The following is a 25,748-nucleotide window of genomic DNA, read 5'->3' on the forward strand; positions in this document are numbered from 1 at the left end:
GCAGCCGTTTTCCTGTATTCAAGTATAGAGAGAAACGACACAAGGAACTTTAGGGAAAAGAAGATTTTTCGTGTGGCTCTTTCTGGAACTCTGGAAGTGAAGCGTGTTAATCACATATTATATATTATTTGTTTATATATTATATATTCACATATTATTTATATATATATAATATTGCATTTTGTTCCTGTTCTTTTTCCCTAATGTTTTATGGTATCAATTTTTTGCGTCCGGCTTCCGGCTGCTTTTTGTATTTGGTATCAAAAGGTCGTTCTGCAGGGTGTGCCAGGAATGATAATTCGGTATCATTTCATCATGCCATGTTTACCCATCAGTGCCGGAACTCCGAAAAGTACGGTATCAATTTCTTTCCCTATAGTTCTTATTGGGTTAGACAACAAGACGCATTAAAATGTATTCTCAAAGTGAGAATGTATTTTAATTTGCGTCATGTTTCCGCTTCTGCAATGCTTACTAAAGTGGAGTTACCTAAAAGGTAGTGGAACTTTACTAAGGATTGCAGAAGGGATAAAGAAACATACCTTAGAAGGGTGGGTGGGTTTACCGATAGCAAAACTATTGGAGCGTAACAAAGTGAAGCGATTAAGCCTTTTTGGTTCTTTTTTGGCGTTTGAAAAAAGAACTCCCCCCAATGAGGGGGGAAGGAACCTTTAAGCAACCTTTGTATTTTTCTCTTCTTCAACTTCTTCCACATCTAGCCTTATATTTAGATGCTGGGCTATGAATTTACTACCTTTAATAGCATCTGCCAATACAGTAAATAAAAATTTAGGTTCTTCTTTTATTGCTTTGCACCATGATTTTAAATAAGCCGCATTTTCTTCTCTGACGGTTACAGAAATACCCAAATATACACCAGACAAAGCCGATATTAATTCTGCTACAAGTTCTTCACGCCCATAATTGAATTTATCATTTTCATAAAATCCTTTTCGATTTAGTCTATTTTTAACACCTGTACTATGTCCCATTTCATGTAATTCTGTACCATAAAAACTTTCTCCGTCCTTAAATTGGCTCTTTAAAGGTAAAGTAATGCTATCATTTGATATTGAATAAAACGCACTATCACTAGAAACCGTTTGAATAGGACATACCCAATTTTGATTCTTATTCATTTCATCAAGTATTGGATTTACATACATTTCTTTCTCTTCTTGTGGCTGTTCCTCTCCTGAAAATTTAGCCTTTAATATATCCCATCTATTGGGATATTTTTCCGCAAAGTTTGTTTGGTCTAAATTAAAAACTTGGAAATATTTTGTATAAGCTGCTAAACGGTATTCTTTTTGTTCTTCTTCTGATAATTTGTTATATTCATCATATGAAATTTTTTCATTTGTCTGACGATGATAAGCACAAAATAATGTATAATAAACAGGAAAAGCAACAGCACCTTTTAGAACATTAATACCTTCGTTTCGTGCTTGATTGAATGTCAAAAAAACAGGAGTTTGATAATTATATTTTTCACACAAAAAATAAAGTAAAAAAGCGTTTCCACCACTATAAGTACGACCTGTTAAATTTTGTGGTAAAAAGTTCTGTTTAGAGTTGACTTTAGAGAACCAAGGTTTTTGCCAATTCATAGACAAGCTTTCAATTTTTTCAACCATAAGGTTTACAAACTTCTCTGCATTTTTATCAAAAGTAGATTTCATAATTTTGTTTGCTGTTCTTTATACTGGCAGCCAAACCAGCTTTAAAAGTTTATTTATCTCTTTATTTTCAATACTCAAAGATAGTAATTTTCTATAAATGTCGCAAATAATAAGACAATTATTTTTGTTAAAAATAGTTTATAATCGGCTGATTTTTAACGTATTATCTTTTCCCTAAAGTTTTATATATTTTGGGTGAGAGATAAGGTTTTATAAACGGAATATTCCCTTTAGGGAACATGAAGTCTATAAAACCGAATATCCAATGCCTTGCTTTTGTAGGTGCTTCATAGAAGCGGTGAAAAAAGCAAAGCATTGGATATACCTTAGAAGGGTGGGTGGGAAAATGCGTTAGGGATTGCAGCGGAAAGCCCACAGCGTAGCGAGGACTTGCAGCGAAAAGCCCGACCTGAAAGGTAACGCCCTATTTATTTCTTCTATTCATCAATCTTACTTTTTCATAACGTAAATACCTATACAAAGTAGCCTTACTTCCAATGTGTAAAATTCTACATATTTCATCTATAGAATAATCCCGATTTTCATATAAACGCTTTGCTGCTATAGCTTTTCTCTTTGCATCTTCCGATAACCCTATAGGTCGTCCCGTAAGTTTCCCTCGTTCTTTTGCAGCTTGTAATCCAGCCCTAGTTCGTTCTACTATTATTTCACGTTCATATTCAGCCAATGAAGCAAAAATTCCAAATTGACATCTTCCTAAAGCACTATTAGTATCAATACCATCAACTATGCTTTTGAATGCAATTTTTCTTTTCTGCAAACAATCAACTATATAAACTAAATCTTTCAAAGAACGTCCTAATCTATCTAGCTTCCAGATAACAAAAGTATCACCTTCTCGCAAATATGCAAGGGCTTTATCTAATTCGGGTCTATCCTTTACTCCTGATACTTTTTCCTCAAATATAAGTTTGCATCCGGCTTCTTTTAAAGCATCTAGCTGCAAATCTAAATTCTGTTCCCTCGTTGAAACACGAGCGTAGCCTATTATCTCCATTTTATTTAAATCCAAGTTTCATAAATTCAACTATTCGCGAAACTATTTTAAACTAGGGCTTTCCCCCCTGTTATTACCTCTAGTACTATTATAAATCAAAAGTACAGAAAAAGGGTCGATTAATGAAACTTTTAAATTTAAGAATATGAGTTATTCACAATTTATCATGGCTGTATTTGCCATTTATGTAGTTTACTACGCTGCAAACATCCTGTATGATGCTTTCCTAAAGCAAAGCAAAACCAATACAGGTGAAGAAGAAGAAATTATTTCAATAGGAGAGGAAGAAGAAATACCTCACAAAGTTGTAGATGAAGATTTTGAAACAGGCTCATACGAAAAAGAAGATGAAAAAAAAGAATCTGAACAGAATTATGTATCTGTAAATGAATCTATTGAAATGGAAGTTGAAACACAAGGTATTCCAATGGAACAACTTCTTGCTAAAGGGAAAAGCATGTTTTCACACGTAAATTTTAACAAATAAACAACTAATTTTTATTCAAATGAAAAAGTTTTTTTCAAAAATTGCTCAAAGAGCATTCGCTTTAGCCATTAGCATAATGGTAGTAACTAACACTTTTGCACAAGGTGCTGCGGGAATTGATGCAGCTAGTTCTGAACTTGCAACCTACATGGACCCCCTAGGAAACATGATGATGATACTAGGAGGTCTAGTAGGATTAGTTGGAGCAGTGCGAGTTTATTTAAAATGGAACTCTGGTGACCAAGATGTACAAAAGGCTGTTATGGGCTGGATGGGGTCATGTATCTTTCTGGTTGTATCAGGTGTTGTCGTAAAAGCATTCTTCGGAATCTAATATGTCGAAAGAGTATCCAAGTTACAATGTATATAAGGGGCTACAAAAGCCCCTTATTTTCAAAGGATTTAAAGGCAAGTTCATATATATCGGTGGAGCTTGTATTATTAGTGCTTTACTTTTATGTGCTATTGTTTCTACTCTGGCTTCTTTTATGTGGGGAGGTATAACTCTTGTAATAGTTATGTTTGGAGGGTTAGGAATAACATCGCAATTACAAAGAAAAGGGCTTCACAGGAAAGATAAACGAAAAGGCATATATATAGTATCACGCACTTTTATAAGAGATAGAAAAAAATAAAGCTTATGAAAAAGAAAAGTGAATTTGAAGCTCCTTATATTGGTATTGAAACAATAGACAATACTCCTATATTCTATAACCGAAGGGGCGACTATTCTGTTATCATTAAATGTGAAAATCCTATAATACAGTATTCAGCAGATATGGATGCTTACTATGATTTTCACCACTTATTTACTAATATCCTCAAAGTATTAGGAACTGGATATACAATACAAAAACAGGATATTCTATGTAAAAAATCATTTTTACCACCCCAGAATAGGAAGAACGACTATTTATCAAATCGTTATTTTGAACATTTTAAAGGACGAATATATACTGATATTTCTACTTATCTTGTTATTACAGGAGAAGTAGAAAGGTCTAAATTCTTTTCTTTTGACCCTCGAAGGTTTGATACTTTTATTAGAAACATCACAAAAGTATTAGGACTATTCGCTAACAGAGGAATAAGAGCTAAACTATTAAATGAAAATGAAATAGAAATATATATAAAAAGATTTCTATCTATCAATTTCAATCAGCAAACAGTAAGCCTAAAAAATATCAAAGCAAGAGAAGAAAATCTTATAATTGGAGAAAAAAACGTACAGTGCATTTCTCTTGTAGATATTGACGAAGTTAATTTTCCTTCTGTTATAAAACCATATAAAGAGGTCAATATTGGGCTAAGGTTTCCTGTTGACTTACTCTCTTTTTTGCATGATACACCAGGTATAGACACAATTATCTATAATCAAGTAATAAATATTCCAGACCAACGAAACGAAGCAAACAAATTAGAAGGCAAAAAGAAAAAACATAAAGGAATGCCTGACCCTGCAAATGATTTATGTGTAGAAGACATAGAACGAGTGCAGTCGGATATTGCCAGAGAAGGGCAAATGCTTGTATATGCACATTATAATATAATTCTTGCTGGTCTTGATGATATTAGTAAGGCTATCAACTATGTTGAAACATCTCTTTTTGATTGTGGCATTATTATTAATAAACAATGCTTCAACCAATTAGAATTATTCGAATGTGCACTGCCAGGAAACGCAATCAACCTAAACAGTTATGACAAATTTCTAACAACTTCCGATGCTGCAATTTGTCTTTTGTTCAAGGAAAAATTACAAGTAACAGAAAACAGCCCTTTTCTTACTTATTTTACAGACAGACAAGGATTGCCTGTTGGAATAGATATGTCCGGGAAAGAAGGTGAGAAAAAATATACAAATAACTCCAACTTCTTTGTTTTAGGTCCAAGTGGTTCTGGTAAGTCTTTCTATGTCAACTCCAAAGTAAGACAATGGGTTTTAGATAACACTGATATTGTATTGGTAGATACAGGGCATAGTTATTCAGGAATGTGCGAATACTATCATGGCAAATACATTACTTATTCTGAAAGCAAGCCTATATCTATGAATCCTTTCCGAATTACTGAAGAAGAGTATAATGTAGAAAAGAAAAACTTTCTTAAATCATTAATTTTCCTGATATGGAAAGGTGCAAATGGTGAGGTCAAAAAGCAAGAAGAAGAAATTATGGATATTACCATAGAAAAATACTATTCTTTCTACTTTCATCCCTTTAATGGTTATTCAGATGCGGAAAAAGAAGCCATACGTGAAAATTTACTACTCGAATTTCAAGTCAATGAAGAAGAATTTGAAAACGAAAGGGAAAAAGAAGAACGCAAGATACTTTCCGAAAAAATAGAGAAATTACAGCAACTAGTAGAAAAAGGAGAAGGCGGAGAAAAAACCAACGCAGAAAAAGCGATACAAAACATTCTCATCGAAAAAGGCTTTACACGCCAAGAGCTTGATAATCCTGAAACTAGATTACTTTCTATAATAGAAAGACGAATCCAGAAGAAGGAAGATATATTGAAAGAAATAAAAGTTGAAAGCTTATCTTTTAACTCTTTCTACGAATTTTCCCTACGCATTATACCTATCATTTGCAAAGAGAACAAAATTGATTTTGATATTACTAACTATAAGTTTCTATTAAAAAAATTCTATAAAGGAGGACAGTTAGAAAAAACTCTTAATGAGGATTTTGACACTTCCCTTTTTGAAGAACCCTTTATAGTTTTTGAAATTGATGCAATTAAAGATGACCCTGAATTATTTCCAATAGTAACCTTAATTATTATGGACGTTTTTATTCAAAAAATGAGATTAAAAAAGAACAGAAAGGCATTAATAATTGAAGAAGCATGGAAAGCCATAGCTAGCCCTATGATGGCTGGCTATATACTCTATTTGTATAAAACAGTTCGTAAATTTTGGGGTATGGCAATGGTTGTTACTCAAGAACTGGAGGACATAATTAGTAATCCTGTAGTCAAAAACTCTATAATCAGCAACTCCGATATTATATGCCTATTAGACCAAAGTAAATTTATAGACAAATATCAAGAAATAGCAAATCTTTTATCCCTAACGGAAGTAAATCAAAAGCAAATATTTACCATAAATCAACTTCCCAATAAAGAAAACCGTAATCGGTTTAATGAAGTATTTATAAAAAGAGGAAATTATGGAAATGTATTTGGAGTAGAGGTTTCTCTACACGAATATTTCACATTTACTACAGAACGAATTGAAAAAGATGCTGTTGGATATTATCATATCATTTATGGTAGTTTCCAAACAGGATTGGATAATTTTATAATAGACCTAAAATCTTCCAAATTAAAAAATATGGATTGGGTTTTACAAGTCAATAAGGTACTAGGGTATCACTCCGATGATGGAAGCCTAAAAGATATACTTAACATCATAGGGGAACAACCATTATATAAGTATATCCTAGATAAATACAAATGGATTACAAACCGTTAAAGATAATATCATGAAGAAAATCCTATTTATTTTAGTGGTAGCATCTACTTTAACCCAAGTTGCATATTCGCAAAAGGCAGTCTTGGATATAACCTGTATGGAAACACTTATAGCTAATCATAAGGTGCAACATACTTCTTTCTCTAAAGTGAAAGAGAATGAAGCTCAAATAAGCCTTATACAAAAACAAATCAGTGAAAAAATGGTTCAGATTGAATTTTTCCAAAGCAAATTTTATAATAGCCTAAAATCTGTAGAAGCCATCATAAAAACAGGAAAAGATATTATCTACTGCACTGATATTGCAGCAGATATTGGTAAATATCAAAAACAAATGGTTGAACTTGCTGTAGGTGACCCGGCTTTATTATTGGTGTCAGCAAAAACATGTATCGAATTAGTAAATCGCACTGCGGATTTGACACAATACATTTATCAGGTCGCTATTGTCGGGACAGATGTAAACCTTATGGATAATAAGCAAAGAATAGACTTGCTTAAGTATGTTATTAATGAACTAAGAAACATGAGAGGTATAGCATACGCTGTATGCCGACAGATGAAAACAGCAAAAAGAAATGGAGTATTACAAACATTAGCTCCGGGGGTATTTAAATACAAAGATAATCGTTCAAAATTAGTTGATGATTTATTACAGAATTATAAAGTAAAACCTAAAAGATAATATGAAAAGAGTGCTTTTATTTTTTTCCCTAATGTTGATTATTGGTACTTCTAATACCTATTCCCAAATGCCTGTAAAGGATAAAGGGAAATGGAGCGTGCTTAATAATATGGAATTTATGGATAGAGTACGACTACAACCAGAATGGTATCATTACTGGATATGGTATAAAAAGGTTTTGGGTATTAAAATTCCTTTGCCGGGCTTAGGGTTACACGACAAATACGGGAAGGAAGATAGACGTAATTTCCAGTTACAAGAAATTCCCATGATGGCAGCCGTAGAGTACAATAAATCAGAAACAGAAAAAGAAGGGTATAATGTTGATACCATATATAGACAGGAACTCTTCAAATTTGGAGATAAAGAAATTGATTATCAATATACTTTAACTAAAAATCGTAGAAATGATATTCTTAATGATATAAATAAAAAACTTGTCGAATATTCTTCTAATGGCGGTAATAAAGAACATGTTGAAGTTATAACTGATGAAGTTACTAGAATAAAAAAGAACATAGATATAATCCATGATTCACATATGAGTAACTCTAAAAAAAGGGAAGCCTATTTAGATTTTGATAAAGAACTAATAGAGGTTCTTTCATTAATAACAAGATTGAATAATATAAATAAAACAATAATGAGCCATGAATGAGTTAATAGATAAATTCTTATTTGAATTATTTGATGGACTAAGAGATAAAACAACTGTTCTATTCGGAGAATTTATTGCGGATGCACAAGCATTGGCAGCAATCTTTATGTTGTTATATTTTGGAGTAGAAAGCTTCAAAATGATGAGTGGAGATAAAAAATTAGAGATTATCCCGTTATTGCGTCCATTCGCACTGGGATTGGTTCTTATGTTCTGGATTCCCTTTATTAATCTAATCAGTTATCCCGGAGAGTTATTAACAGCACGAAGCAAGGCTATGTTTACGAATCAGATAGAAGAAGTAGAATTACTTTCTCGTAATAGATATGCACTCATTGATAGCGTAGCAGTAGAGTTATTACATACTTCATTAGAAGTTGAAAGAGCCGAAAATGAAGTTAAGGATAAGAAATGGTATGATTTTAGTATAGACTTCTCAGCTATTGGAGACAAGATAGCTGGATTATATGTATATGTAGTCGCTAAGGTTAAAATGATAATGTTTAATATCATTGAATTTATTGTCGTTACTTTTTGGCAAGTATGTACCTATTTTGTCTTTTTCCTACAAATCATATTCACAGGAATATTAGTTATTCTTGGTCCACTAGCTTTTGCATTCTCTGTTTTACCTGCATTTCGGGATGCTTATATACAATGGATAGCTCGTTTTGTCAGTGTTAGTTTATATTCATGTATTGCATATATAGTATTATCAATTTCTTTAGTAGTAATGCAATATGGGATAGAAAGAGAAATTGAAATTTTAGAATATGCGCTTAGAAATGAAGCTGCATTTGTCATGTATGTCGGAATGACCTCTGGAGGTGTCAATAGCTTCCTTCTTACAGCATTACTTGGAGCATTTGCCATGCTTACAATACCTTTTGTTTCTACATGGATTGTAAGTACAACTGGAGTAGGGCAAGCAGTAGGAGGCATGGTTGGAGGAGCAGCCATCGCAACCAAAGCTGTAGCAGCTCCGGCTACAGGTGGAGCCAGTGCAGCTATGTAAAAAGATTCATTAAATTTTAAATTCACATAATCATGATTATTAAAAACTTAGAAAATAAGATCAAATTAGCCGGAATTTTATCCATTGGCTGTTTTGCAACTAGTATAGTTATTTCAGGTATGGTACTAGCCTTTTGTTTCTCTTTAGTAAAAGCTGAAAGAAAAAAAATATATGTTTTGGATAATGATGTCCCTGTACTAGTAAAACAAACTGGTACAGAAGTCAACTTGGAAGTCGAATGTAAGAGCCACATAAATCTATTCCACACTTTATTTTTCACATTACCACCAGACGATGAATTTATAAAATACAACATGGAAAAAGCCATGTATCTAATTGATGATAGCGGATTAAAACAATATAATAATTTAAAAGAAAAAGGATATTTCAACACCATATTAGCGAGTTCTGCAACAGTAACAATTATGACAGATAGTATCAAGGTGGACATGAACAACCTATCTTTTGAGTACTATGGCATCCAACGTATAGAGCGAGAAACCTCTATTCTAAAAAGGCAACTTGTAACTACAGGGAAATTAAGACAAATTCCACGTACTGAAAATAATCCTCATGGACTTATTATCACAGATTGGAAAACGATACTAAACAAAGACCTAGATTATAAAGTAAAAAAGAATTTCTAATGAAACTGTTTAAACATAAAAAGAATGATAGAAAAGAAAGTATCAAGACTAAAGCCGAGCAAGCTACAGTTGTTCTTCTTACTAAAATATTTCAAAAGTTCGGAGTTAATAACGCTTGTGAACGCTTATTGGCGTGGGCTGATATACACCGTAAAGCTATGTTTGGAATTACGATTTCATTCCTTTCTTTCGTCACAATTCTATCATTAGTAATGCGTCCAGAAAGAAAGCCAATGCAAGTTTTCAACGAAGAAAAAAGCAAAGTACAAATTAACATTGATAGTACCCTACAAAAAAAACAAGTAGGAGTTCACGACTTGTTAGAAGTGATTAAAATGCAAAATGAAATTAATGAGCTAAGAAAAAATGGGAAATTAACTCCAGAAGACACTATACGAATAAAAAATTTATACAATAAATTAAATAAATAGCGTATGAAACAGATTGATATTAAAAAGCCTAAGTACATCATTCCGATACTCATCCTACCTTTTATTCTAGGGATAGGATGGCTAGTTAAGGATATGATAAACTCTGCCCCAGCAGAAGAAACTACATTAGTAGAAACGGAAGAATTAAATCTTGATATTCCTGATGCTAATTTAGAAAAAAGAGAGATAAAAAGTAAATTTGAATCACTCAAAGGAGCTTTCAATAAATCTTCTGATTATTCATCAATACAAACCATAGATAAAGAAGAAGAAGTTAGCGAAATTGAAAGTTCTGGTTCTCTTTACTCCAATGATGAAATAAGGCAAATTGACAGTTTAAATCAAGCTTCTAGAATCCGAGAAAAGGAATTGGAACAACAAATAAAAGGATTTCCTACTATAGATGAATCAAGTCAAACAGAAACTAGGAAAGCTCCTGAAAAATCCAAGATGCAAGAAGAAATGGAGCTTTTTAAAATGCAAATGGCTTATATAGATTCATTACAAAATCCACGTCCTAGAACACCTCAAAAAAAACAAGATGAAAAGCCAAAAGAAAAGGCTATAGAAGTTGTAAAAGCGAAAAATCCCGCAGAAGTATATTTTAATACTGTAGGGAAAGAACAAAAAACTTCACTAATCACAGCTATATTAGATGAAACTTTAAAAGTAACAGATGGTAGCCGAGTACGCATACGGCTTCTAGATGATATAATGATTAATGACGCTCTTTTAACTAAAGGCACTTACCTATATGGGAATGTATCTGGCTTTAAAGCTCAAAGAGTACACATTAATATTTCCTCTATAATGGTTGATGGCAGACAAATGAAAGTAGATTTATCTGTATATGATAATGACGGACAAGAAGGTTTCTTTGTTCCTTCATCAGCTTTTAGAGATTTGAGTAAAGATGTTGGAGCGCAAATAGGAAGCCAAACTATACAAATGAACAGCCAATCAGAAGGAGTAGAACAATTCGCTTTAGGTGCTTTACAAGATGCTTACCGTAGTACAACCCAAGCTCTTTCCAAAAACATCAAAAAAAACAAAGCCAAATTAAAATATAACACACAAGTTTTTTTAGTAAACAACAAAGATAAAGAACAATAATATGAGAAAGATTTTTATTGCATTATGCACAATGGTTTCTGTTATTACAGGAAATGCACAGAACACCCCTATTGGAGAAAACATCGAGCTTGCAGGTGAAAACCCAGAAGAACTAAAGGTTATATACGTCAACAAAGATGTTTCAACGCATTTTATAGCTATGGAAGATATAAAATATGTTGATATATCAGTCAATGATATTGTTGGCGATATTCCTACTGGTAACTCTCTTAGAATAAAGCCCACAAAAGAAGGAGCTAGTGGAGTTATCACCATTGTTACAGAAAGATTTTTCGTACAATATATGCTAGTATATAGTAGCGATTTAGCAAAAGCATACACTCGCTTTAATATCCCTTATGCTGATTTACGTAGCTATATGAATCCAGAAGTGAACTTAACCAAAGCACAAATGTATGATTACGCACATAGAATGTTTATTTCAAAAAATAAATTCTATGATGTTTCCAGTAAAAGTAACCTAATGAAAATTGTACTAAACAATATCTACACATTAGATAAGTATTTCTTTATTGATATTTCTATGATTAATAAAACAAAAATACGATATGATATAGACCAAATACGCTTCAAAATAGAAGATAAAAAACAAACAAAGGCTACTAATTTTCAATCTATAGAAATACTTCCATTGATGCAAGTTAATAAGAATCTTGTTTTCAAGAAGAACTATCGAAATATTTTTGTCTTTGAAAAATTTACTTTCCCAGACGAAAAAGTTCTTACCATAGAAATATCTGAAAAACAGATTTCAGGACGTACTATAACATTAAGAATTGATTATGCAGACATTCTTCATGCAGATGCTTTTACTGAATAAAATTTTACGATTATGAAAAGAATAGCATTTCTTGTTATCACCTTATTTTTTTCCCTAAAGTCAATGGCTGGTGATGGTGATAAGTTTTTTAATATTTCAGGAGGTTGGCAATGGAAAAATACCGTCAATGCAGTTGTAGGGCTGGAGTTTGAAGGTAAATATCACAATGCTTATGAACTATATATTGATTTAGCTACAGCATATGATAAATGCCCGGTATGTAATAAGGTATGCTCTGATAGTTTCTGGAGCTATAAAACATTCGGCATAGGTGCAGCATATAAACCTACAATCTCACGAGGCAAAAACAGTAATTTAAGATGGCGGTTTGGAGCAGATTTAGGAGCTAACAGAAAAGGGTTTCAGGCTTCCATTGATATAGGTTTAGAATATAGCTATTCATTTAGAAATGGAATGCAAGTCTTTGTAATGCAAAAAAATGATTTTGTCTTTTGGACACGTGACCATTTCCGAAATGGATTATTAGTAGGTGTCAAATTTCCAATAAATAATTAAGTATGAAAAAAATATATATAATTCTATTATCCATTATAGGGGTAATATCATCATGTACAAAACACGAAGATATTATAGACACATCATTACAGCCGGGTAGTATCTTATGTAGTGATGGAAGTATAGTGCATCCCTCACTTTTTTCACCCAATGAAAAAGAAGCCATTGGAGTTGTATTTTGGTGTAATGATGGGAATAATCCTGATATAAAAGAAACCGCTTATGCCGTTTCATTAGAAGATTTAGAAGAAAATCCTTTAATAGATACAGACGAGGATATAGCTAATGTTTCGGAAGATGAAAACAGCTTTGATGGAGCAGCTAATACTGCCGCAATAATGAACTTTGCTATAAAAGATAGTTTAGCTTATCCAGCAGCTCAAAAAGCTATAGAATACGCACCAAAAGGTGTTACAGGTTGGTTTATTGGCTCTATCGCACAAAACAAAGCAATCTCTAATAATCTTGAAAAGGTATATTCTTCTTTCTCAATCATTGGAGGAACGCACTTTGATGGTTGGTACTGGAGTTCTACAGAAGATGGAGCAGGAAAAGATACTCCTAAAGTGTTTGCACTAATTTCTTCATTAACAAAAGGAAGAGCAACCAGTACAAGCAAAAGAAATTCATTTAAAATCAGACCTATTATAGCAATAAGATAATCATGAAAAAGAAAATAATTATACTAGCAGCCTTCGTTGTTACATTTTTTACCGCATGTACTTCAACGCATATGATAACTTTCAGTAACGCTGAACTAAGCGACAAAGAAAAAGACATGATAGAAAATAATAGTAACTATTCAACCGCTTCAATAGTTGGTGGAAGTGCAAAATTAGTTAAAGAGGAAAGAGATAAAGCTATCCAAGAAAAGATAGAAGCTAGAAGAAATAAACTAAAAGCTATTGATGGCTTATCAATCTCCAGCTATAAAGATAAAAATGGAAAAGAACAGTTTAAAGCAACAGCTCAAAGTGAAATCCTATTCAAATTTGATTCATATGAATTAAATGAAGAAGCTCAAAAAATGCTTTCTGACTTATGTAATATCATTAGTGAAATACCCAATACTAAGATTAAAATAATTGGGCATACTGACAATATAGGAGAAAAACAATACAATATCATACTTTCTAAAAATAGAGCAGCAGCAGTAGGAAATTACCTTAGAACCGCTGGTATAGAAACAAACAACATAACAGAAGATGGAAAAGGATATAGCGAACCCATTGCAGACAATACAAGTGAAGCTGGACGTGCTAAAAATAGGAGAGTAGAAATATTTATCACAAATGATGAATATTAAAAAGAGAGATTTCTATTAACAAAGACCGGGAGGTAAAACTCTCGGTCTTTGTTTTATAGTCTGGAAAGAAATTGATACCGTACTTTTCGGAGTTCCGGCACTGATGGGCAAACATGGCATGATGAAATGATACCGAATTATCATTCCTAGCACACCCTGCAGAACGACCTTTTGATACCAAATACAAAAAGCTGCCGGAAGCCGGACACAAAAAATTGATACCATAAAACATTAGGGAAAAAGAACAAAGAGAAAACACTATATATAAATAATATATGAATATATAATATATGAACCTATAAACATATAATATATGATTAATATACTCCACTTCCAGAAAGAGCAACACGAAGAATCTTCTTTTCCCTAAAGTTCTTTGTGTCGTTTCTCTCTATATCTGAATACAGAAAAACGGCTGCATCATAAAAGAAACGATACCGACACCATTCAGGAACTATCGCCCATCAGCAAAAGGATTGCATCTAATTGATACCTTTTCTGCCTGCACTGGAGAGAAACCGGGAAGGTATTTGATACCGTACTTTTCCGGGTTCTGCCCGGCATGGACGATAAGAGAACATTATTATGATACCAAAAACTTTAGGGAAAAATAAAACTTCGGCAGTCTATAAACCTAAAACCATTTTTAACAAAAATAATTGTCCTATTATTTGCGACATTTATAGAAAATTACTATCTTTGAGTATTGAAAATAAAGAGATAAATAAACTTTTAAAGCTGGTTTGGCTGCCAGTATAAAGAACAGCAAACAAAATCATGAATATCTTAAGATTTCTTTTAAGTAGCTTTTTATGGGCTATGGGTGGAATTTTTGTATTAGCAATCTATGCGTATAGTGAACTAGTCTATTTGATTTTTATTTGCATTGCAATAGTAGGATTAACCATCTACTACAGAAAATCCATAATAAAAATGTACGCAGAAATCTTTAATGAGTTAGGAATCAATAAGTATGTTATACAAATTAAAAATCTAAAGAAATACAAAGAACCTATTTACAAACTAATCAATACAATAGGTCTATGATGATTGTTTTTTCTCTATCTTTGCTAAAGACATCAGCAAGATAGCTATATAAAATTAGAAAATAAATAGTTATGGAAACTAATCAAACATATCAAAATGAACTTGGTTCGGCTATGCTCCCATTTGTTATGAGAGAATTGGTTGATACAGTCATGAAAAGAAAAACGCTACCTTTAGAAGATGCGTTATACTATATATATTCTTCCAATTTGTACAAGGCATTATTGGACGAGAACACAAAACTATGGTATTCAAGTACATTATCACTTTATGAAGCATTAGAAAAAGAGAAAACAGAACAGAAGAAAGTACAAAAGGACAATCCAAAGATATTGCTTTTTCAAATGTTTTGTGCTGAAAATTACAGGGAAACTAAAAATATAAGTGCTAAAGAAACTCTTTTGCTGTTTTCCAATCATGGCATTTTTGAATTTCTATATGAAAATTTTGAAATGCTGCACACACAAGATACAGAGTATATATTAGATACTATAATAACTTATATCAATAAAAAGGCATGAAACTATATCACGGCTCAACAGTTACCGTCAAATCCCCTAATATACAGAAAGGGCGTAAAGCTACTGACTTTGGAAAAGGATTCTATACGACAACTAATTTTGAACAGGCTAAGAAGTGGGCAATACTCAAAAGAAATCGGGAACATGGTAAAAAAGCGGTCGTTTCAGTTTATGAAGTCCCCGATAATATTCTTGATAGAGAGTTTTCAGTCCTTCGATTTGATGGGGCTACAAAAGAGTGGCTGGAGTTTGTAGTTAATAACCGCAGAGGAAAAGGAAAAAACAGCTATGATTTAATAATGGGACCCGTTGCCAATGACCAGTTATATGCAACAATCCGGCTTTATGAACAAGGTGTTGTTACGGCTGATGCAGCGATTGAAATGCTAAAGACCCATAAGCTTTTTAACCAACTTTCATTTCATACAGTGAAAGTTATTCCATTATTAAAATTCACAGAATCTATTGAAGTATAAATCATAAAACTATAATGAACCATGAATAAAGAAATGAGCTTGGATGTTGCGCTCGACATTATCGGGACACTCCGCATGATGAAGATAGATGAAATATCAGAAGAGAAGGATGAAAACAGAAAAAAAATACTGCAAAAAGAACTTTCTGTTCTCAACACAGAAGAAAAAATAGCAAATGGATTGTTGCAGTTTGAAGTTTCTGAAAATGTGCGCTTATCAGTCATGGATAAGATACAAAACTATTACGCACCTAAATTGAAAGCATATTATGCAACGCTATGAAGTAGAAGCCATCTTTGAACAAAAAAAAGATGGCTTATTTGAGGACATCAATATATCATCACAAAAGCCTATTGCTATAATCTTAGGTGGACAACCAGCTTGCGGAAAAAGCACTCTTATAAATGTTGCAAAGAAAGACCATCCTAACTTAGATTTTCTCACTGTTAATGGTGACCTTTACAGACAGTTTCACCCCAATAAGGAACTAATAAAAGACCCTATTAAATACCCCATTGAAACCCAGATTTTTTCTAGCGTTTTTACAGAAAGACTAATAGAAGAAGCCATTAAACGGAAATGCAATATTATTATAGAAGGAACTATGAGAAATCCAGATGTACCTTTAAAGACAGCACAAAAATTTAAAGATGCAGGATTTAGAGTTGAAGCATATATTATTGCAGCCCCCAAGGAGTTTACCCAACTAGGACTTTACAACAGGTATCAAGAAGAAGTACTAAGTAAAGGACAAGGACGATTAGCCGATATTGATTCACATAACAAAGCCGTAAATGGACTAATGAAATCTGCAAATCAATTATACAGTGATAAGGCTGTAGATAAGATTTCTATCCACACCTACTTAGCGAAAGAAAGAATTAAAGATTTCAATCTAGTAAATGGTGAATGGAGTTGCAAAAGTATGCCATCTATTTTTATAGATGAAAGTCGTTCAAAACAGATGAAGAATAAAGAAATACTTAACACTAACATTCAAAGAGGAAAAGAGCTTATTGAATCCGTAACGAATCCTGAAGTAAAAAAAGGAATGAAAGAAGCTCTGTCACAACTTCAATCTTCACTAGAAAAAGTTCAAAGACAAGAAAAAGGATTAAAAAAAGGTTTCTTCTGATTCTTCCAAAAAGAGAGGACTGGCTTTTCCAATCCTCTTTTTCTATTTATTTGCGTCTTAACTCATTATCTATTTGCTGTGAAATTTGTCCTTTAACGGTTCTGATTACCTCATTAATATAATCAAGAATTGGCTTAGGGTCTATAGTTTTATCTTTGTATTCCATTTGAAAATGTAAGTGTTCTCCTGTGCTGCGCCCGGTACTTCCACTAATGCCTATTGGTTGCCCAGCTTCAACAGCTTGTTTCGCATTTACAAGCACACTGTATAAATGCCCATAGATAGAAGTAAAATCACCATGACGCACTTCTACATAATTGCCCAACCCTTTATTTTTTCCTGTTTTTACAACCATTCCCGGCATTATCGAATAAACATAGTCGTTGTTGCCTTTAAGGTCTATCCCTCTATGATTTGCTATTTTTCCAGTAAATGGGTCTTTTCTTTTACCATAATGGGAAGTTATCACCATTGAATCAATGGGCAAAGATAAATACCTTCTTTGCTTCCAGTATGCAAGTCGTTCTGTAGTCAAAGCATCATTGACGACAACAGCCTTTTCTTTTTCTTCTATCAATTTATTTTCTGTCGTTGCTAATACAGGTTCCGCTTTAGGAATATCCTTTTTCTGTAATACCGTATTAAACTGACAGTAGCCATTCACTGAAAAAAACAATGAATAAGTAAAAAACATGATAAATTTATTCTTCATATTGATATTTTTATTACTTTTGAGCAAAAATATACATTACATGGATAAAAAGCAAGCTATTTTTAATGAAAATGATATTCCATATAAAGAATTAGAACTAATAGGAATATCAAAAAAACAGATATGGTCTTTGGATAAGGCAAATATCACAGCTCTATTATCTGGAAAGAGAACCAGTTTACTAGACCTTTCTTTTCACGATAATAATGGAGAAGAAATAAGTATGAAAGGAAAAATAAGTTTGTACTGGAAAGATAGCAACAATGCTGGCGTTAAAGTTCATCCAGTCAGACCAGAAATAATGAATGATATAAACCTTAAACCAAAGGAGTTAGAACGACTTCAAGATAACGAGATAATAACAAAAACTATTAACAATGAAAAATATCTCGTACAATTAGACCCTGAAACAAACGAATTGCTTAAAACAAAAATCAAAAGTATTTCAATACCTTCAAACATAAAAGGTGTTGAGCTGGATAAGCAACAAAAGGAAACTCTAAAATCAGGTAAGGAATTAATTTTGAATGTTGACAAAGAAAAAATTGCCATAAGATTAGATTTAAATAATCCAAGAGGAATAAAATTCCTAGACTTCGAGCAGAAACAGAAAATAGCTTATGACCGGCATAACCCACAAATTATAGGAACTATTCATACTGATAAAAACAGAAATGAATATATAGAATACATGAAAGGACAAAAAACAACACTTGGAAATGAATCGCAATCTAAAGTAGAACATAAATTCAAATTATAAAATGGAAGAAAAGAAAAAATTTGAAGCTTTGCAATATAGTTATGAAAATGCCGGACAATTCCGAGCAATAGCAGCAATTCTTGGATATTCAGAAGAATATCGGAATGGTGATATTACCTTTTCCAAAGGTAATGAAACATATACTTATCCACTGAATACACTTAAACTTGGCAATTTAGGAGATAATAGAGAATCTTTATTAGAGCAATCTAAAGAAAGAATAATCAGTTTCTTTGATAAAGAACAAGCTAGCAATAATTTCCAAGAATATAGCCAATATTTACGAGAAAACCACAATGTTGCAATTATAAAATGGGATGATATAAAACAAGGTACTAACAAGAATGAAGGATATAAAGACGGATTTACAGTCATTGACCTTGAAAATAAAATTGCATATAAAGGAGAAGACCTTTATCGATATGCTTATGAACAAAACCAAACCCTAGATGGTAAAGGTTCATATGTTGATATAGACTGGAACAAGTTTAATGAAGTAGGAGTTAAACCGGAAAATTTAAGCCCCGAAGATATTGCAAACATCAAAAATGGGAAAAAAACAGGTATGCTAAATTTTTCCATTGAAGATACTCCCGGTAATAGAACACTTCTAGACAATGAAAAAGTGTCTTATAAAACAGAAAATGGAAAACTCCATTTTGAGGGGAAAGCAACAACTCTTAAATATATAACAGCCGAGAATACACCTGAAAATAAATCTAAATTAAAAACCAACGAAATTGATTTCAAAGAAGAAGGTAAACGCATCAAAATTGATGGTATCAATGCTAGAAAACTAGCAATCGCAGCTATTACAGTAGTTTACCCAATCGCTGGGATTGCTATCTTGCTCATTCCTAAACGACAAGAAATAAAAAATGATTTATCCTTTACTAAGGATGAAATAAAAGCCCTAAAAGCTGATAATGTCGTAGTAAAGACTAATTCAAAAGGAGAAAGAACATTGCACCAACGTGACAAAGATACTAATGAGATAGTATCAATAAAAGCAAAAGACATTCATATTCCCCAAAAACTTGGAGGAATAGAGCTTACTCCTATGCAGCAAGAAAATCTCAAAAATGGAAAAGAAATTACCATTGTAAACGAGGAACTAAACAAAGCTGCAAAAGTAAAACTAGATTTGAATGCCAGAAATGGATTATCAATCAAAGATGCAAATACTATAGAAATTAAAGCGACTGAAAAGAAAGAACAAACAATAGGGAAAGAAAGATATATATCTGATAAAGAAAGATTAGAGTTTGTAGCCCAAAAAGGAGCTAAAGGGATTGATGAAATTTTTAAAGATAAACCCACCGAAATGGCTGCCTTTTTAGAGAAACATAAACTTTCTAAAGATTATGCTTCTTACAAGGAAGTAGAAAAAACATATTCCAGCTCTAGGGAAGCTACTAAACAAACTGTCGGAGAACAAATATCTACCCAAATGGATAAAATAGATAGTTCTATTAAAGCAACAGCGAAGCAAGAAGCATCTATTCTCGGATATGGTAGAACCTACGGAAAAAATAATGATACTCCAACAATGAAACTATAATATTATGCTAACATTTGACGATTATAAGGCTAAAATATCCATCATTCAAATACTTGAAGATTTAGGATATAAACAAGACATTAGCAAAGGAAAGGTTTCGCCTGTTTTTAAACTGACAGACGGAGCAGGTAACAAGTTGGATGAAATCATCATCAAGAATCCTCATAGTGTACAAGAACACTACTATGATAGGAATTATAAAGGTGGAGATTTAATTCAGTTCATCAAAAATCATATTAACGACTTCCCACAATTCCAACATCAAAATACATTTGTGCGAATCAATATGATTTTAGGACATTACGCAAATGAGCCTTATAGTCCTAAATATGAAGCATTCAAAGTTGTAAAAGCAGAAAACAAATCTTTTGACAGAGATAGATATAAAGAATTTCCTACTACACTCGCTGATTTAAGATTTCTCACAAATGAAAGAAATATAAATCATCAAGTCGTAGAAAAGTTTCTACCATTTATCACAAGGGTTAAAGACTTACAAGGAAACGGCAATTATTATAATATAGGTTTTCCCTATATTAATCCAAAAGATAAAGACAACAAAGTAACAAATTACGAATTAAGAAACTATGGATTCAAAGGAATGGCTGCCGGAGGTGATAAAAGTAACTCGCTTTGGATTGCTGATTTTTGCCCACACCCCCAAATGGCAAAACATATATACTTTGCAGAATCCGCTTTAGATGCTATGAGCTTCTATCAGCTCAATGCTAACAAAATCAAATTAGAAGAAAGTGTTTTTTGTAGTGTAGGAGGGTACATTTCAGTTAATCAAATAAAAAACACTTTATTGCGATACCCACAAGCTAAAGTACATACCTGTTTTGATAATGATTTAAACGGTAATTTGTATGACATTAAAGTGTCTGGAATCATTAGTAATACAGAAATGACAATAAAAGAAAATAAAGATGATGTGCTGTTTAAAACTAAGGGTAGAGAATTCACTATTAACAAAAATGACGTTTCACTAGAAAGTTTTAGGGAAAAAAGCAAAATAATAGCTCCTATGATTTCTCATAAAGCAGAAAAAGCAAAAGATTTCAATGAAATTCTAATGAAACAACATGAACAAAAAAAAAGTATTAAGTTATGAATGATGGAACAAACATAGCTTCTGATGATATTATATTAAAGCCTAAATTCCGATATTGGTTAATGAAGAATTTCCTTTTAATCACATTAGCGATTTTCGTATTCATTTTTAGTAAATATATAAGAGAACATGAATTATTAAAATTTATCAGTGGAACGATATTAGTATTGTTGATATTTATAATTTTCTACAGATATATTTCAATGTTACTTTGTACAAAATGGATTATAACTAGAGAGCAAATAAAAATATATCAAGGAGTGCTTTCAAAAAGGATTAACTACATAGAATTATATCGTGTATATGATTATGAAGAAAAGCAAAGTTTTATCCAGTCTTTAATAAACAACACCAATATCTACATTTATTCTGGCGATAAATCAACACCAGAACTACTGATGAATGGTCTTAAAGCTAATAGTGATATAATTCAAACCATCAGAAATAGAGTAGAAGAACAAAAAAAGAAAAAAGGAATATATGAATTTACAAACAGATAATGATATGAAAAGAGTGCTTTTATTTTTTTCCCTAATGTTACTGTTAGGCAACATAAAAGGACTAGCACAATCTATTGTCATTGACCCGGTAATGATTGGAACATTGGTTTATTCCCATCAGGAGCAACAAGGTGTATTGAAAGACATACAAAGTGAGGAAACAAAAATCCGCAACTTTCAAATTTTAATCCAACAAAAAATGAATCAAATTCAATCCTTACAGGAGAAGACATACAACTATCTTTCTACAGTTAATGCAGTTGTGAAAAATGGAAAAGATATTATTTATGCTTCAACCTTAGCTAGAGACATAGCTAAATACCAATCCGAAGCAGCTAAATATGCAGTTGGAGACCCTAAATTATTAACCATAATTGCAAAAACAGAGTATGAGCTTATCAGTCGAAGTGTAGATTTAATGATATACATAAACAATATAGCATTGCAAGGCGGTGAAAAAAATCTTATGGATAATAAGCAAAGGATAGATTTATGTATTCATGTGGTCAATGAACTTAGACGAATGCGAGGACTTGCATACGCTGTATGCCGACAAATGAAATCCGCTAAAAGGGCTGGAGTACTAAAAACACTTGTACCCGGACAATTTAAATATGTAAATAGTGGGAAACAAAAAGTAGATAATATTTTAAACGGTATTAAATGGATTAGTAAAGGAGGATATTAAATGGATAATGATACAATCAAAGATTTAGGCTTATGCCCTATTTGCCAGAAAGGACACATAATGAAAGGCAGTTTAGGATATTCCTGTAATTACTTCAAAAACATGAATGACAAATGTACATTTAATATTTATCATTCATATTGGGGAAAAGAGATTACAGAAGAAATAGCCAGGCAATTAATAACAACAGGGAAAACAGATATATTTCATGACTTCCATAATAAAAAAGGAGTTCCTTTTTCTGCATATCTGACTATCGAAAATGGAATCGTTATTCCTTCTTTCGTAAATGAAGTATTAGAAACTCCGTGTCCTGTGTGTGGTAGAGAAATTGAAATTTTACTAAATGGATATGCTTGTAAAGGGTATTCACAAAAGGACAAGGACAACAACAGAGTTTGTAACCTCTATATACCCAAAACTATTGCACAAAGAGAAATACCATTGGAAGCAGCAGAAATACTTGCCAGAGGAAAAAAAACACCGTTTATGACTGGATTTAAATCAAGAGAAGGAAATGATTTTTCTTCACGGCTGGTTCTAACAGAGAACTTAGATATTTCTTTTGACAATACATTGTGTAAGTGTCCTAAGTGTGGAGGAAACTTATATATAAACAAAAAAGCCTATAATTGTTCCAACTATAGAAATGAAGCCATAAAATGTGATTTTGTCATTTGGCGTGAAATGTCAGGACGTTCTATAACTCCCGAAGAAGCAATAGAACTTTGCGAGAAAAAAGAAACACCTGTGTTAACTGGATTTCATGATAAAAACGGGCAACCGATGGAAAGAAAGCTTGTACTGAACGATGATTTTAAAATAAAACTAATATGAAAATAGAATTTATAATTTATAGCCATTTTTTTAAAGAGAGAGGAATGAAGGTAAAGGGTGATTGGAATTTTCCGCATCTTCCAAGGATAGGCGAAGAAATTTCACCTCACATTATAATGTTTCAGAATGAATTTACCTATCAAAATTTATTAGAATATCTAACAGATGAAGCTAAAAGTGATTTTAATAAATTCAATGATGGTGAAGATGATTTAGAAGGGAATTTTAAAGCATGGGTATATGATGTTATCTGTGAGGTCAATATAGTTGAATCAATACATTATAGACCAGATACAGAAGACTATACCCAAATTATTCCTGAAATTTGTTTAAGTGATTTAAGTAATTAAATATTATTGATATGCAAATGAATAAGACTGATTTAATCAAAATGGTTGCTGAAAAGGCAAATAAACCAACAAAAGAAGTAGCAGAAATAATTGATAGTTTTTTCAAAGAATTATCTCAAAATCTAAGAGAAAAAGATGTTTCTATAAAAGATTTTGGTACTTTCAAAAAGATTATTCAGCCAGCTCGGATAGCTAGAAATCCGGCAACTGGAGAACCTGTAGAAGTTCCAGAAAAGGAAGTTGTTAAATTTAAGCCGTCCAAAAATATACTAAACATGAAATGGCTATGATAGAAATAAACATCCATATTCCTATAGATGGTGTGAACAATATTTCTATACCAATCCAATTACCTGTAGTTCCAAGGGTTGGAGAAAAGATTTATCTATCTGACAAACAAATAAATAATTTGATAAGTCTATTAGAAGAAGAATATTACCACAATCCACAAACAGAAGAATGGAAAGAATCAATAAGACGGTTCACCAATATTGAGGAAGTAGCATATAATGCTGCAAATGGAACGATACACATTGAATTATCAACTATTTAAAAGAAACAATATGAAAAAGTATTTATCATTAGTAATGATTGGTTTAAGCCTTATGTTGTCTGGATGCAATAAAGACGATAACAACGACCCTGATACTCCACCTACAGGAGATACAGGAAAAGTACGTTATGAAGCTACCGTAAGCGACCCAGAAAATTTCAAACTTCTAATACATTATACAGTAGGAGTAGATATTTCTTCCGAAGCTCCCGAAGAAGCTGCCAAAGAAACTATTGTAGAAAGTCCATTCACATTTGAGCAAGAAGCCAAACAAGGAACATATTTATGGCTATCTGCCTACCCTATACCTAAAGATGAAGAAAACCTTGAAAATTTACAGCTACCTAAGACAGTCGAAGTAAAAATTTTTATTGATGATAAGCTGCATAAGTCTAACAGTGGTGAAAATTATGCAATGGTTCAACATATATTCGGACAGGAAAATTACCAGTAGAATTGATACCTTTTCTGCCTGCACTGGAGAGAAACCGGGAAGGTATTTGATACCGTACTTTTCCGGGTTCTGCCCGGCATGGACGATAAGAGAACATTATTATGATACCAAAAAATAAAAACCAATACCACTCTCACTGCATAAAAGAGTGGTATTTTCATTTGAATTAATAAAATGAAAGACCAAAAAAGATTATTACACAAGTGCCTATTAGAAGACATTCCAGCTTTTGTAATATGCGGAACAGATATTTGTTCCGTCCAAGCAATGGAAGCATATTACCAGATAGCAGTAGAAAAAGGTTGCAATAGCAATTTTTTAGAAGACTTGAAATTAGCTATAGAAGATTTCAAGGCTTTTCAATGTGAGGAACCTGAAAAAGTTAAAATACCCGATTAAATCATGGAAGAAAGCAAAGAATTACAAAAACTATATGGATTCATGCAAGCATTCATTTATATAACTGTTTGCATAGAGATTCTACTATTTGTTCATTTTCCCTTTAGTGAACAAATTATGCCCTTATTATCAAAAATGGCAAAAATTCCTATCTATTCTAATATTCTTTATAGTAAACTATTTACATTCTTTATTATAATGGTTACTTGCATTGGAACACGTTCAAAAAAGGATTTAGAATTAGACCCGACTAAACAAATCATTTTTCCTTTAATCTTTGGATTCATAATGTTCTTTGGAAGTATATGCTTTCTTTTCTTTAAAGAAAAAGGAGAAACTAGTTTAGAATGGTATAATATAGCTTACATTATACTATCAATAATTGGAGCGACATTAATAAATTCAGCTCTAGATAACATTTCCAAACGTATTAAATCAAACTTTATGAAAGATAGATTTAATATAGAGAATGAAAGCTTTGAACAATCTAAAGACAAGGTAGAAACAGAATTCTCTGTCAATATTCCGATGAAGTTTTTCTACAATAGAAAGTGGCATAATGGGTGGCTGAATATATGTAACTGTTTTCGTGGAACTTTCGTAATAGGAACGCCTGGAAGTGGTAAATCTTTTTCTGTTATAAATTCTTTTATAAGACAACATTCAGCTAAAGGATTTGCAGAAGTTGTTTACGACTTCAAATTTGTGTGACGAGAAAGTCATGTAGATGGCTGTTTGACAGAGTAATCCTCTGATTAAAC

32 protein-coding genes and 1 pseudogene are annotated in these 25,748 nt (G+C 32.3%); 30 read left to right on the forward strand and 3 right to left on the reverse strand.

Annotated features, from left to right (window positions below; genetic code table 11):
• Nucleotides 1–671: 671 nt before the first annotated feature.
• Entirely contained in the window at nt 672–1,682 is a 1,011-nt protein-coding gene (locus tag HC965_RS24820; RefSeq protein ID WP_005780952.1) for an ArdC family protein, read from the reverse strand.
• 424 nt (nt 1,683–2,106) lie between these two features.
• On the reverse strand, nt 2,107–2,700 hold the full coding sequence (locus HC965_RS24825; protein ID WP_007559111.1) for a recombinase family protein: 594 nt from the start codon (nt 2,698–2,700) through the stop codon (nt 2,107–2,109).
• Between the two features lie 145 nt (nt 2,701–2,845).
• Between HC965_RS24825 and HC965_RS24830 the strand changes: the two genes are divergently transcribed.
• The 18 genes from HC965_RS24830 to HC965_RS24915 all read left to right on the forward strand — a co-directional run bounded on the left by HC965_RS24830 (nt 2,846) and on the right by HC965_RS24915 (nt 17,059).
• Nucleotides 2,846–3,187: a hypothetical protein gene (locus HC965_RS24830; protein WP_007559113.1), complete on the forward strand. Its 342-nt coding sequence runs from the start codon at nt 2,846–2,848 to the stop codon at nt 3,185–3,187.
• Nucleotides 3,188–3,206: 19 nt separating this feature from the next.
• A complete protein-coding gene (locus HC965_RS24835; protein ID WP_004295370.1) occupies nt 3,207–3,521 on the forward strand; it encodes a DUF4134 domain-containing protein in 315 nt (104 codons plus the stop codon).
• A 1-nt stretch (nt 3,522) separates the two neighbouring features.
• Nucleotides 3,523–3,822: a hypothetical protein gene (locus HC965_RS24840; protein WP_004295371.1), complete on the forward strand. Its 300-nt coding sequence runs from the start codon at nt 3,523–3,525 to the stop codon at nt 3,820–3,822.
• Between the two features lie 5 nt (nt 3,823–3,827).
• Entirely contained in the window at nt 3,828–6,668 is a 2,841-nt protein-coding gene (locus tag HC965_RS24845) for a hypothetical protein (RefSeq protein WP_007660146.1), read from the forward strand.
• Nucleotides 6,669–6,678: 10 nt separating this feature from the next.
• Nucleotides 6,679–7,353, forward strand: coding sequence for a plasmid transfer protein (locus HC965_RS24850; protein WP_191034005.1), 675 nt, complete (start codon nt 6,679–6,681; stop codon nt 7,351–7,353).
• Between the two features lies 1 nt (nt 7,354).
• Nucleotides 7,355–8,011 carry a hypothetical protein gene (locus tag HC965_RS24855; RefSeq protein WP_007559119.1) on the forward strand — a complete coding sequence of 219 codons (657 nt, stop codon included), beginning with the start codon at nt 7,355–7,357 and terminating at the stop codon, nt 8,009–8,011.
• Nucleotides 8,004–9,026 (forward strand): plasmid transfer protein, encoded by a 1,023-nt coding sequence (locus HC965_RS24860; protein ID WP_007559121.1) that lies wholly within the window; start codon nt 8,004–8,006, stop codon nt 9,024–9,026. The genes HC965_RS24855 and HC965_RS24860 overlap by 8 nt, the downstream gene beginning before the upstream one ends.
• Nucleotides 9,027–9,058: 32 nt before the next feature.
• A complete protein-coding gene (traK, locus tag HC965_RS24865; RefSeq protein ID WP_005647312.1) occupies nt 9,059–9,673 on the forward strand; it encodes a conjugative transposon protein TraK in 615 nt (204 codons plus the stop codon).
• Complete coding sequence (locus tag HC965_RS24870; RefSeq protein WP_007559125.1) at nt 9,673–10,104, forward strand: hypothetical protein; 432 nt, start codon at nt 9,673–9,675, stop codon at nt 10,102–10,104. Before traK ends, HC965_RS24870 begins: the two co-directional genes overlap by 1 nt.
• Before the next feature lie 3 nt (nt 10,105–10,107).
• Nucleotides 10,108–11,217, forward strand: a complete 1,110-nt coding sequence (gene traM / locus HC965_RS24875) for a conjugative transposon protein TraM (RefSeq protein WP_007559128.1) — start codon at nt 10,108–10,110, stop codon at nt 11,215–11,217.
• Between the two features lies 1 nt (nt 11,218).
• A complete protein-coding gene (gene traN / locus HC965_RS24880; protein WP_004295380.1) occupies nt 11,219–12,058 on the forward strand; it encodes a conjugative transposon protein TraN in 840 nt (279 codons plus the stop codon).
• 12 nt (nt 12,059–12,070) lie between these two features.
• On the forward strand, nt 12,071–12,574 hold the full coding sequence (locus HC965_RS24885; protein ID WP_007559132.1) for a hypothetical protein: 504 nt from the start codon (nt 12,071–12,073) through the stop codon (nt 12,572–12,574).
• Nucleotides 12,575–12,576: 2 nt separating this feature from the next.
• Entirely contained in the window at nt 12,577–13,236 is a 660-nt protein-coding gene (locus HC965_RS24890) for a hypothetical protein (RefSeq protein WP_007559134.1), read from the forward strand.
• 2 nt (nt 13,237–13,238) lie between these two features.
• On the forward strand, nt 13,239–13,880 hold the full coding sequence (locus HC965_RS24895; RefSeq protein WP_007559135.1) for an OmpA family protein: 642 nt from the start codon (nt 13,239–13,241) through the stop codon (nt 13,878–13,880).
• Between the two features lie 1,118 nt (nt 13,881–14,998).
• Nucleotides 14,999–15,448 (forward strand): DUF3791 domain-containing protein, encoded by a 450-nt coding sequence (locus tag HC965_RS24900; RefSeq protein ID WP_010539473.1) that lies wholly within the window; start codon nt 14,999–15,001, stop codon nt 15,446–15,448.
• Complete coding sequence (locus HC965_RS24905; protein WP_005647329.1) at nt 15,445–15,924, forward strand: DUF3990 domain-containing protein; 480 nt, start codon at nt 15,445–15,447, stop codon at nt 15,922–15,924. Before HC965_RS24900 ends, HC965_RS24905 begins: the two co-directional genes overlap by 4 nt.
• Before the next feature lie 21 nt (nt 15,925–15,945).
• Nucleotides 15,946–16,206 carry a hypothetical protein gene (locus HC965_RS24910; RefSeq protein WP_005647331.1) on the forward strand — a complete coding sequence of 87 codons (261 nt, stop codon included), beginning with the start codon at nt 15,946–15,948 and terminating at the stop codon, nt 16,204–16,206.
• Nucleotides 16,193–17,059 carry a zeta toxin family protein gene (locus tag HC965_RS24915; protein WP_007559145.1) on the forward strand — a complete coding sequence of 289 codons (867 nt, stop codon included), beginning with the start codon at nt 16,193–16,195 and terminating at the stop codon, nt 17,057–17,059. Before HC965_RS24910 ends, HC965_RS24915 begins: the two co-directional genes overlap by 14 nt.
• Nucleotides 17,060–17,105: 46 nt before the next feature.
• Here HC965_RS24915 and HC965_RS24920 read toward each other — a convergent pair whose 3' ends face one another.
• On the reverse strand, nt 17,106–17,771 hold the full coding sequence (locus tag HC965_RS24920; protein WP_007559149.1) for a M23 family metallopeptidase: 666 nt from the start codon (nt 17,769–17,771) through the stop codon (nt 17,106–17,108).
• A 40-nt stretch (nt 17,772–17,811) separates the two neighbouring features.
• Between HC965_RS24920 and HC965_RS24925 the strand changes: the two genes are divergently transcribed.
• From HC965_RS24925 to HC965_RS24980, 12 genes and pseudogenes are all read left to right on the forward strand, one after another.
• Nucleotides 17,812–18,531 (forward strand): DUF4099 domain-containing protein, encoded by a 720-nt coding sequence (locus HC965_RS24925; RefSeq protein ID WP_029425721.1) that lies wholly within the window; start codon nt 17,812–17,814, stop codon nt 18,529–18,531.
• A 1-nt stretch (nt 18,532) separates the two neighbouring features.
• On the forward strand, nt 18,533–20,092 hold the full coding sequence (locus HC965_RS24930; protein WP_007559152.1) for a DUF3945 domain-containing protein: 1,560 nt from the start codon (nt 18,533–18,535) through the stop codon (nt 20,090–20,092).
• 4 nt (nt 20,093–20,096) lie between these two features.
• Nucleotides 20,097–21,206 carry a toprim domain-containing protein gene (locus HC965_RS24935; RefSeq protein ID WP_007559154.1) on the forward strand — a complete coding sequence of 370 codons (1,110 nt, stop codon included), beginning with the start codon at nt 20,097–20,099 and terminating at the stop codon, nt 21,204–21,206.
• Complete coding sequence (locus tag HC965_RS24940; RefSeq protein WP_005647342.1) at nt 21,203–21,706, forward strand: PH domain-containing protein; 504 nt, start codon at nt 21,203–21,205, stop codon at nt 21,704–21,706. The genes HC965_RS24935 and HC965_RS24940 overlap by 4 nt, the downstream gene beginning before the upstream one ends.
• Entirely contained in the window at nt 21,687–22,394 is a 708-nt protein-coding gene (locus HC965_RS24945) for a hypothetical protein (RefSeq protein WP_007559156.1), read from the forward strand. Before HC965_RS24940 ends, HC965_RS24945 begins: the two co-directional genes overlap by 20 nt.
• Nucleotides 22,395–23,231, forward strand: coding sequence for a topoisomerase C-terminal repeat-containing protein (locus HC965_RS24950; RefSeq protein ID WP_007559158.1), 837 nt, complete (start codon nt 22,395–22,397; stop codon nt 23,229–23,231).
• Nucleotides 23,228–23,581, forward strand: a complete 354-nt coding sequence (locus HC965_RS24955; RefSeq protein WP_004295339.1) for a hypothetical protein — start codon at nt 23,228–23,230, stop codon at nt 23,579–23,581. Before HC965_RS24950 ends, HC965_RS24955 begins: the two co-directional genes overlap by 4 nt.
• 11 nt (nt 23,582–23,592) lie before the next feature.
• Complete coding sequence (locus HC965_RS24960; protein ID WP_004295340.1) at nt 23,593–23,871, forward strand: HU family DNA-binding protein; 279 nt, start codon at nt 23,593–23,595, stop codon at nt 23,869–23,871.
• Nucleotides 23,862–24,134, forward strand: a complete 273-nt coding sequence (locus HC965_RS24965; protein WP_004295341.1) for a hypothetical protein — start codon at nt 23,862–23,864, stop codon at nt 24,132–24,134. The genes HC965_RS24960 and HC965_RS24965 overlap by 10 nt, the downstream gene beginning before the upstream one ends.
• A gap of 10 nt (nt 24,135–24,144) precedes the next feature.
• Nucleotides 24,145–24,588 carry a hypothetical protein gene (locus HC965_RS24970; protein WP_007559162.1) on the forward strand — a complete coding sequence of 148 codons (444 nt, stop codon included), beginning with the start codon at nt 24,145–24,147 and terminating at the stop codon, nt 24,586–24,588.
• Between the two features lie 174 nt (nt 24,589–24,762).
• A complete protein-coding gene (locus tag HC965_RS24975) occupies nt 24,763–24,987 on the forward strand; it encodes a hypothetical protein (RefSeq protein ID WP_004295344.1) in 225 nt (74 codons plus the stop codon).
• A 3-nt stretch (nt 24,988–24,990) separates the two neighbouring features.
• Nucleotides 24,991–25,692, forward strand: a pseudogene (locus HC965_RS24980) (YWFCY domain-containing protein); the annotation flags it as partial.
• Nucleotides 25,693–25,748: the final 56 nt, after the last annotated feature.

Source organism: Bacteroides sp. GM023, from assembly GCF_014750685.1.
Taxonomy (GTDB): domain Bacteria; phylum Bacteroidota; class Bacteroidia; order Bacteroidales; family Bacteroidaceae; genus Bacteroides.

Bases quoted from the DNA above. Each gene is read 5' to 3' on its own strand.
- HC965_RS24870 (WP_007559125.1), top strand. From the start codon at position 9,673: ATGAAACTGTTTAAACATAAAAAGAATGATAGAAAAGAAAGTATCAAG.
- HC965_RS24965 (WP_004295341.1), top strand. From the start codon at position 23,862: ATGGCTATGATAGAAATAAACATCCATATTCCTATAGATGGTGTGAAC.
- HC965_RS24820 (WP_005780952.1), bottom strand. From the start codon at position 1,682: ATGAAATCTACTTTTGATAAAAATGCAGAGAAGTTTGTAAACCTTATG.
- HC965_RS24855 (WP_007559119.1), top strand. From the start codon at position 7,355: ATGAAAAGAGTGCTTTTATTTTTTTCCCTAATGTTGATTATTGGTACT.
- HC965_RS24925 (WP_029425721.1), top strand. From the start codon at position 17,812: ATGGATAAAAAGCAAGCTATTTTTAATGAAAATGATATTCCATATAAA.
- HC965_RS24940 (WP_005647342.1), top strand. From the start codon at position 21,203: ATGAATGATGGAACAAACATAGCTTCTGATGATATTATATTAAAGCCT.
- HC965_RS24960 (WP_004295340.1), top strand. From the start codon at position 23,593: ATGCAAATGAATAAGACTGATTTAATCAAAATGGTTGCTGAAAAGGCA.
- HC965_RS24970 (WP_007559162.1), top strand. From the start codon at position 24,145: ATGAAAAAGTATTTATCATTAGTAATGATTGGTTTAAGCCTTATGTTG.
- HC965_RS24885 (WP_007559132.1), top strand. From the start codon at position 12,071: ATGAAAAGAATAGCATTTCTTGTTATCACCTTATTTTTTTCCCTAAAG.
- HC965_RS24845 (WP_007660146.1), top strand. From the start codon at position 3,828: ATGAAAAAGAAAAGTGAATTTGAAGCTCCTTATATTGGTATTGAAACA.
- HC965_RS24955 (WP_004295339.1), top strand. From the start codon at position 23,228: ATGAAAATAGAATTTATAATTTATAGCCATTTTTTTAAAGAGAGAGGA.
- traM (WP_007559128.1), top strand. From the start codon at position 10,108: ATGAAACAGATTGATATTAAAAAGCCTAAGTACATCATTCCGATACTC.
- HC965_RS24850 (WP_191034005.1), top strand. From the start codon at position 6,679: ATGAAGAAAATCCTATTTATTTTAGTGGTAGCATCTACTTTAACCCAA.
- HC965_RS24860 (WP_007559121.1), top strand. From the start codon at position 8,004: ATGAATGAGTTAATAGATAAATTCTTATTTGAATTATTTGATGGACTA.
- HC965_RS24945 (WP_007559156.1), top strand. From the start codon at position 21,687: ATGAATTTACAAACAGATAATGATATGAAAAGAGTGCTTTTATTTTTT.
- HC965_RS24935 (WP_007559154.1), top strand. From the start codon at position 20,097: ATGCTAACATTTGACGATTATAAGGCTAAAATATCCATCATTCAAATA.
- HC965_RS24825 (WP_007559111.1), bottom strand. From the start codon at position 2,700: ATGGAGATAATAGGCTACGCTCGTGTTTCAACGAGGGAACAGAATTTA.
- HC965_RS24975 (WP_004295344.1), top strand. From the start codon at position 24,763: ATGAAAGACCAAAAAAGATTATTACACAAGTGCCTATTAGAAGACATT.
- HC965_RS24910 (WP_005647331.1), top strand. From the start codon at position 15,946: ATGAATAAAGAAATGAGCTTGGATGTTGCGCTCGACATTATCGGGACA.
- HC965_RS24900 (WP_010539473.1), top strand. From the start codon at position 14,999: ATGGAAACTAATCAAACATATCAAAATGAACTTGGTTCGGCTATGCTC.
- HC965_RS24920 (WP_007559149.1), bottom strand. From the start codon at position 17,771: ATGAAGAATAAATTTATCATGTTTTTTACTTATTCATTGTTTTTTTCA.
- HC965_RS24905 (WP_005647329.1), top strand. From the start codon at position 15,445: ATGAAACTATATCACGGCTCAACAGTTACCGTCAAATCCCCTAATATA.
- HC965_RS24830 (WP_007559113.1), top strand. From the start codon at position 2,846: ATGAGTTATTCACAATTTATCATGGCTGTATTTGCCATTTATGTAGTT.
- traK (WP_005647312.1), top strand. From the start codon at position 9,059: ATGATTATTAAAAACTTAGAAAATAAGATCAAATTAGCCGGAATTTTA.
- HC965_RS24915 (WP_007559145.1), top strand. From the start codon at position 16,193: ATGCAACGCTATGAAGTAGAAGCCATCTTTGAACAAAAAAAAGATGGC.
- HC965_RS24840 (WP_004295371.1), top strand. From the start codon at position 3,523: ATGTCGAAAGAGTATCCAAGTTACAATGTATATAAGGGGCTACAAAAG.
- HC965_RS24950 (WP_007559158.1), top strand. From the start codon at position 22,395: ATGGATAATGATACAATCAAAGATTTAGGCTTATGCCCTATTTGCCAG.
- traN (WP_004295380.1), top strand. From the start codon at position 11,219: ATGAGAAAGATTTTTATTGCATTATGCACAATGGTTTCTGTTATTACA.
- HC965_RS24930 (WP_007559152.1), top strand. From the start codon at position 18,533: ATGGAAGAAAAGAAAAAATTTGAAGCTTTGCAATATAGTTATGAAAAT.
- HC965_RS24890 (WP_007559134.1), top strand. From the start codon at position 12,577: ATGAAAAAAATATATATAATTCTATTATCCATTATAGGGGTAATATCA.
- HC965_RS24895 (WP_007559135.1), top strand. From the start codon at position 13,239: ATGAAAAAGAAAATAATTATACTAGCAGCCTTCGTTGTTACATTTTTT.
- HC965_RS24835 (WP_004295370.1), top strand. From the start codon at position 3,207: ATGAAAAAGTTTTTTTCAAAAATTGCTCAAAGAGCATTCGCTTTAGCC.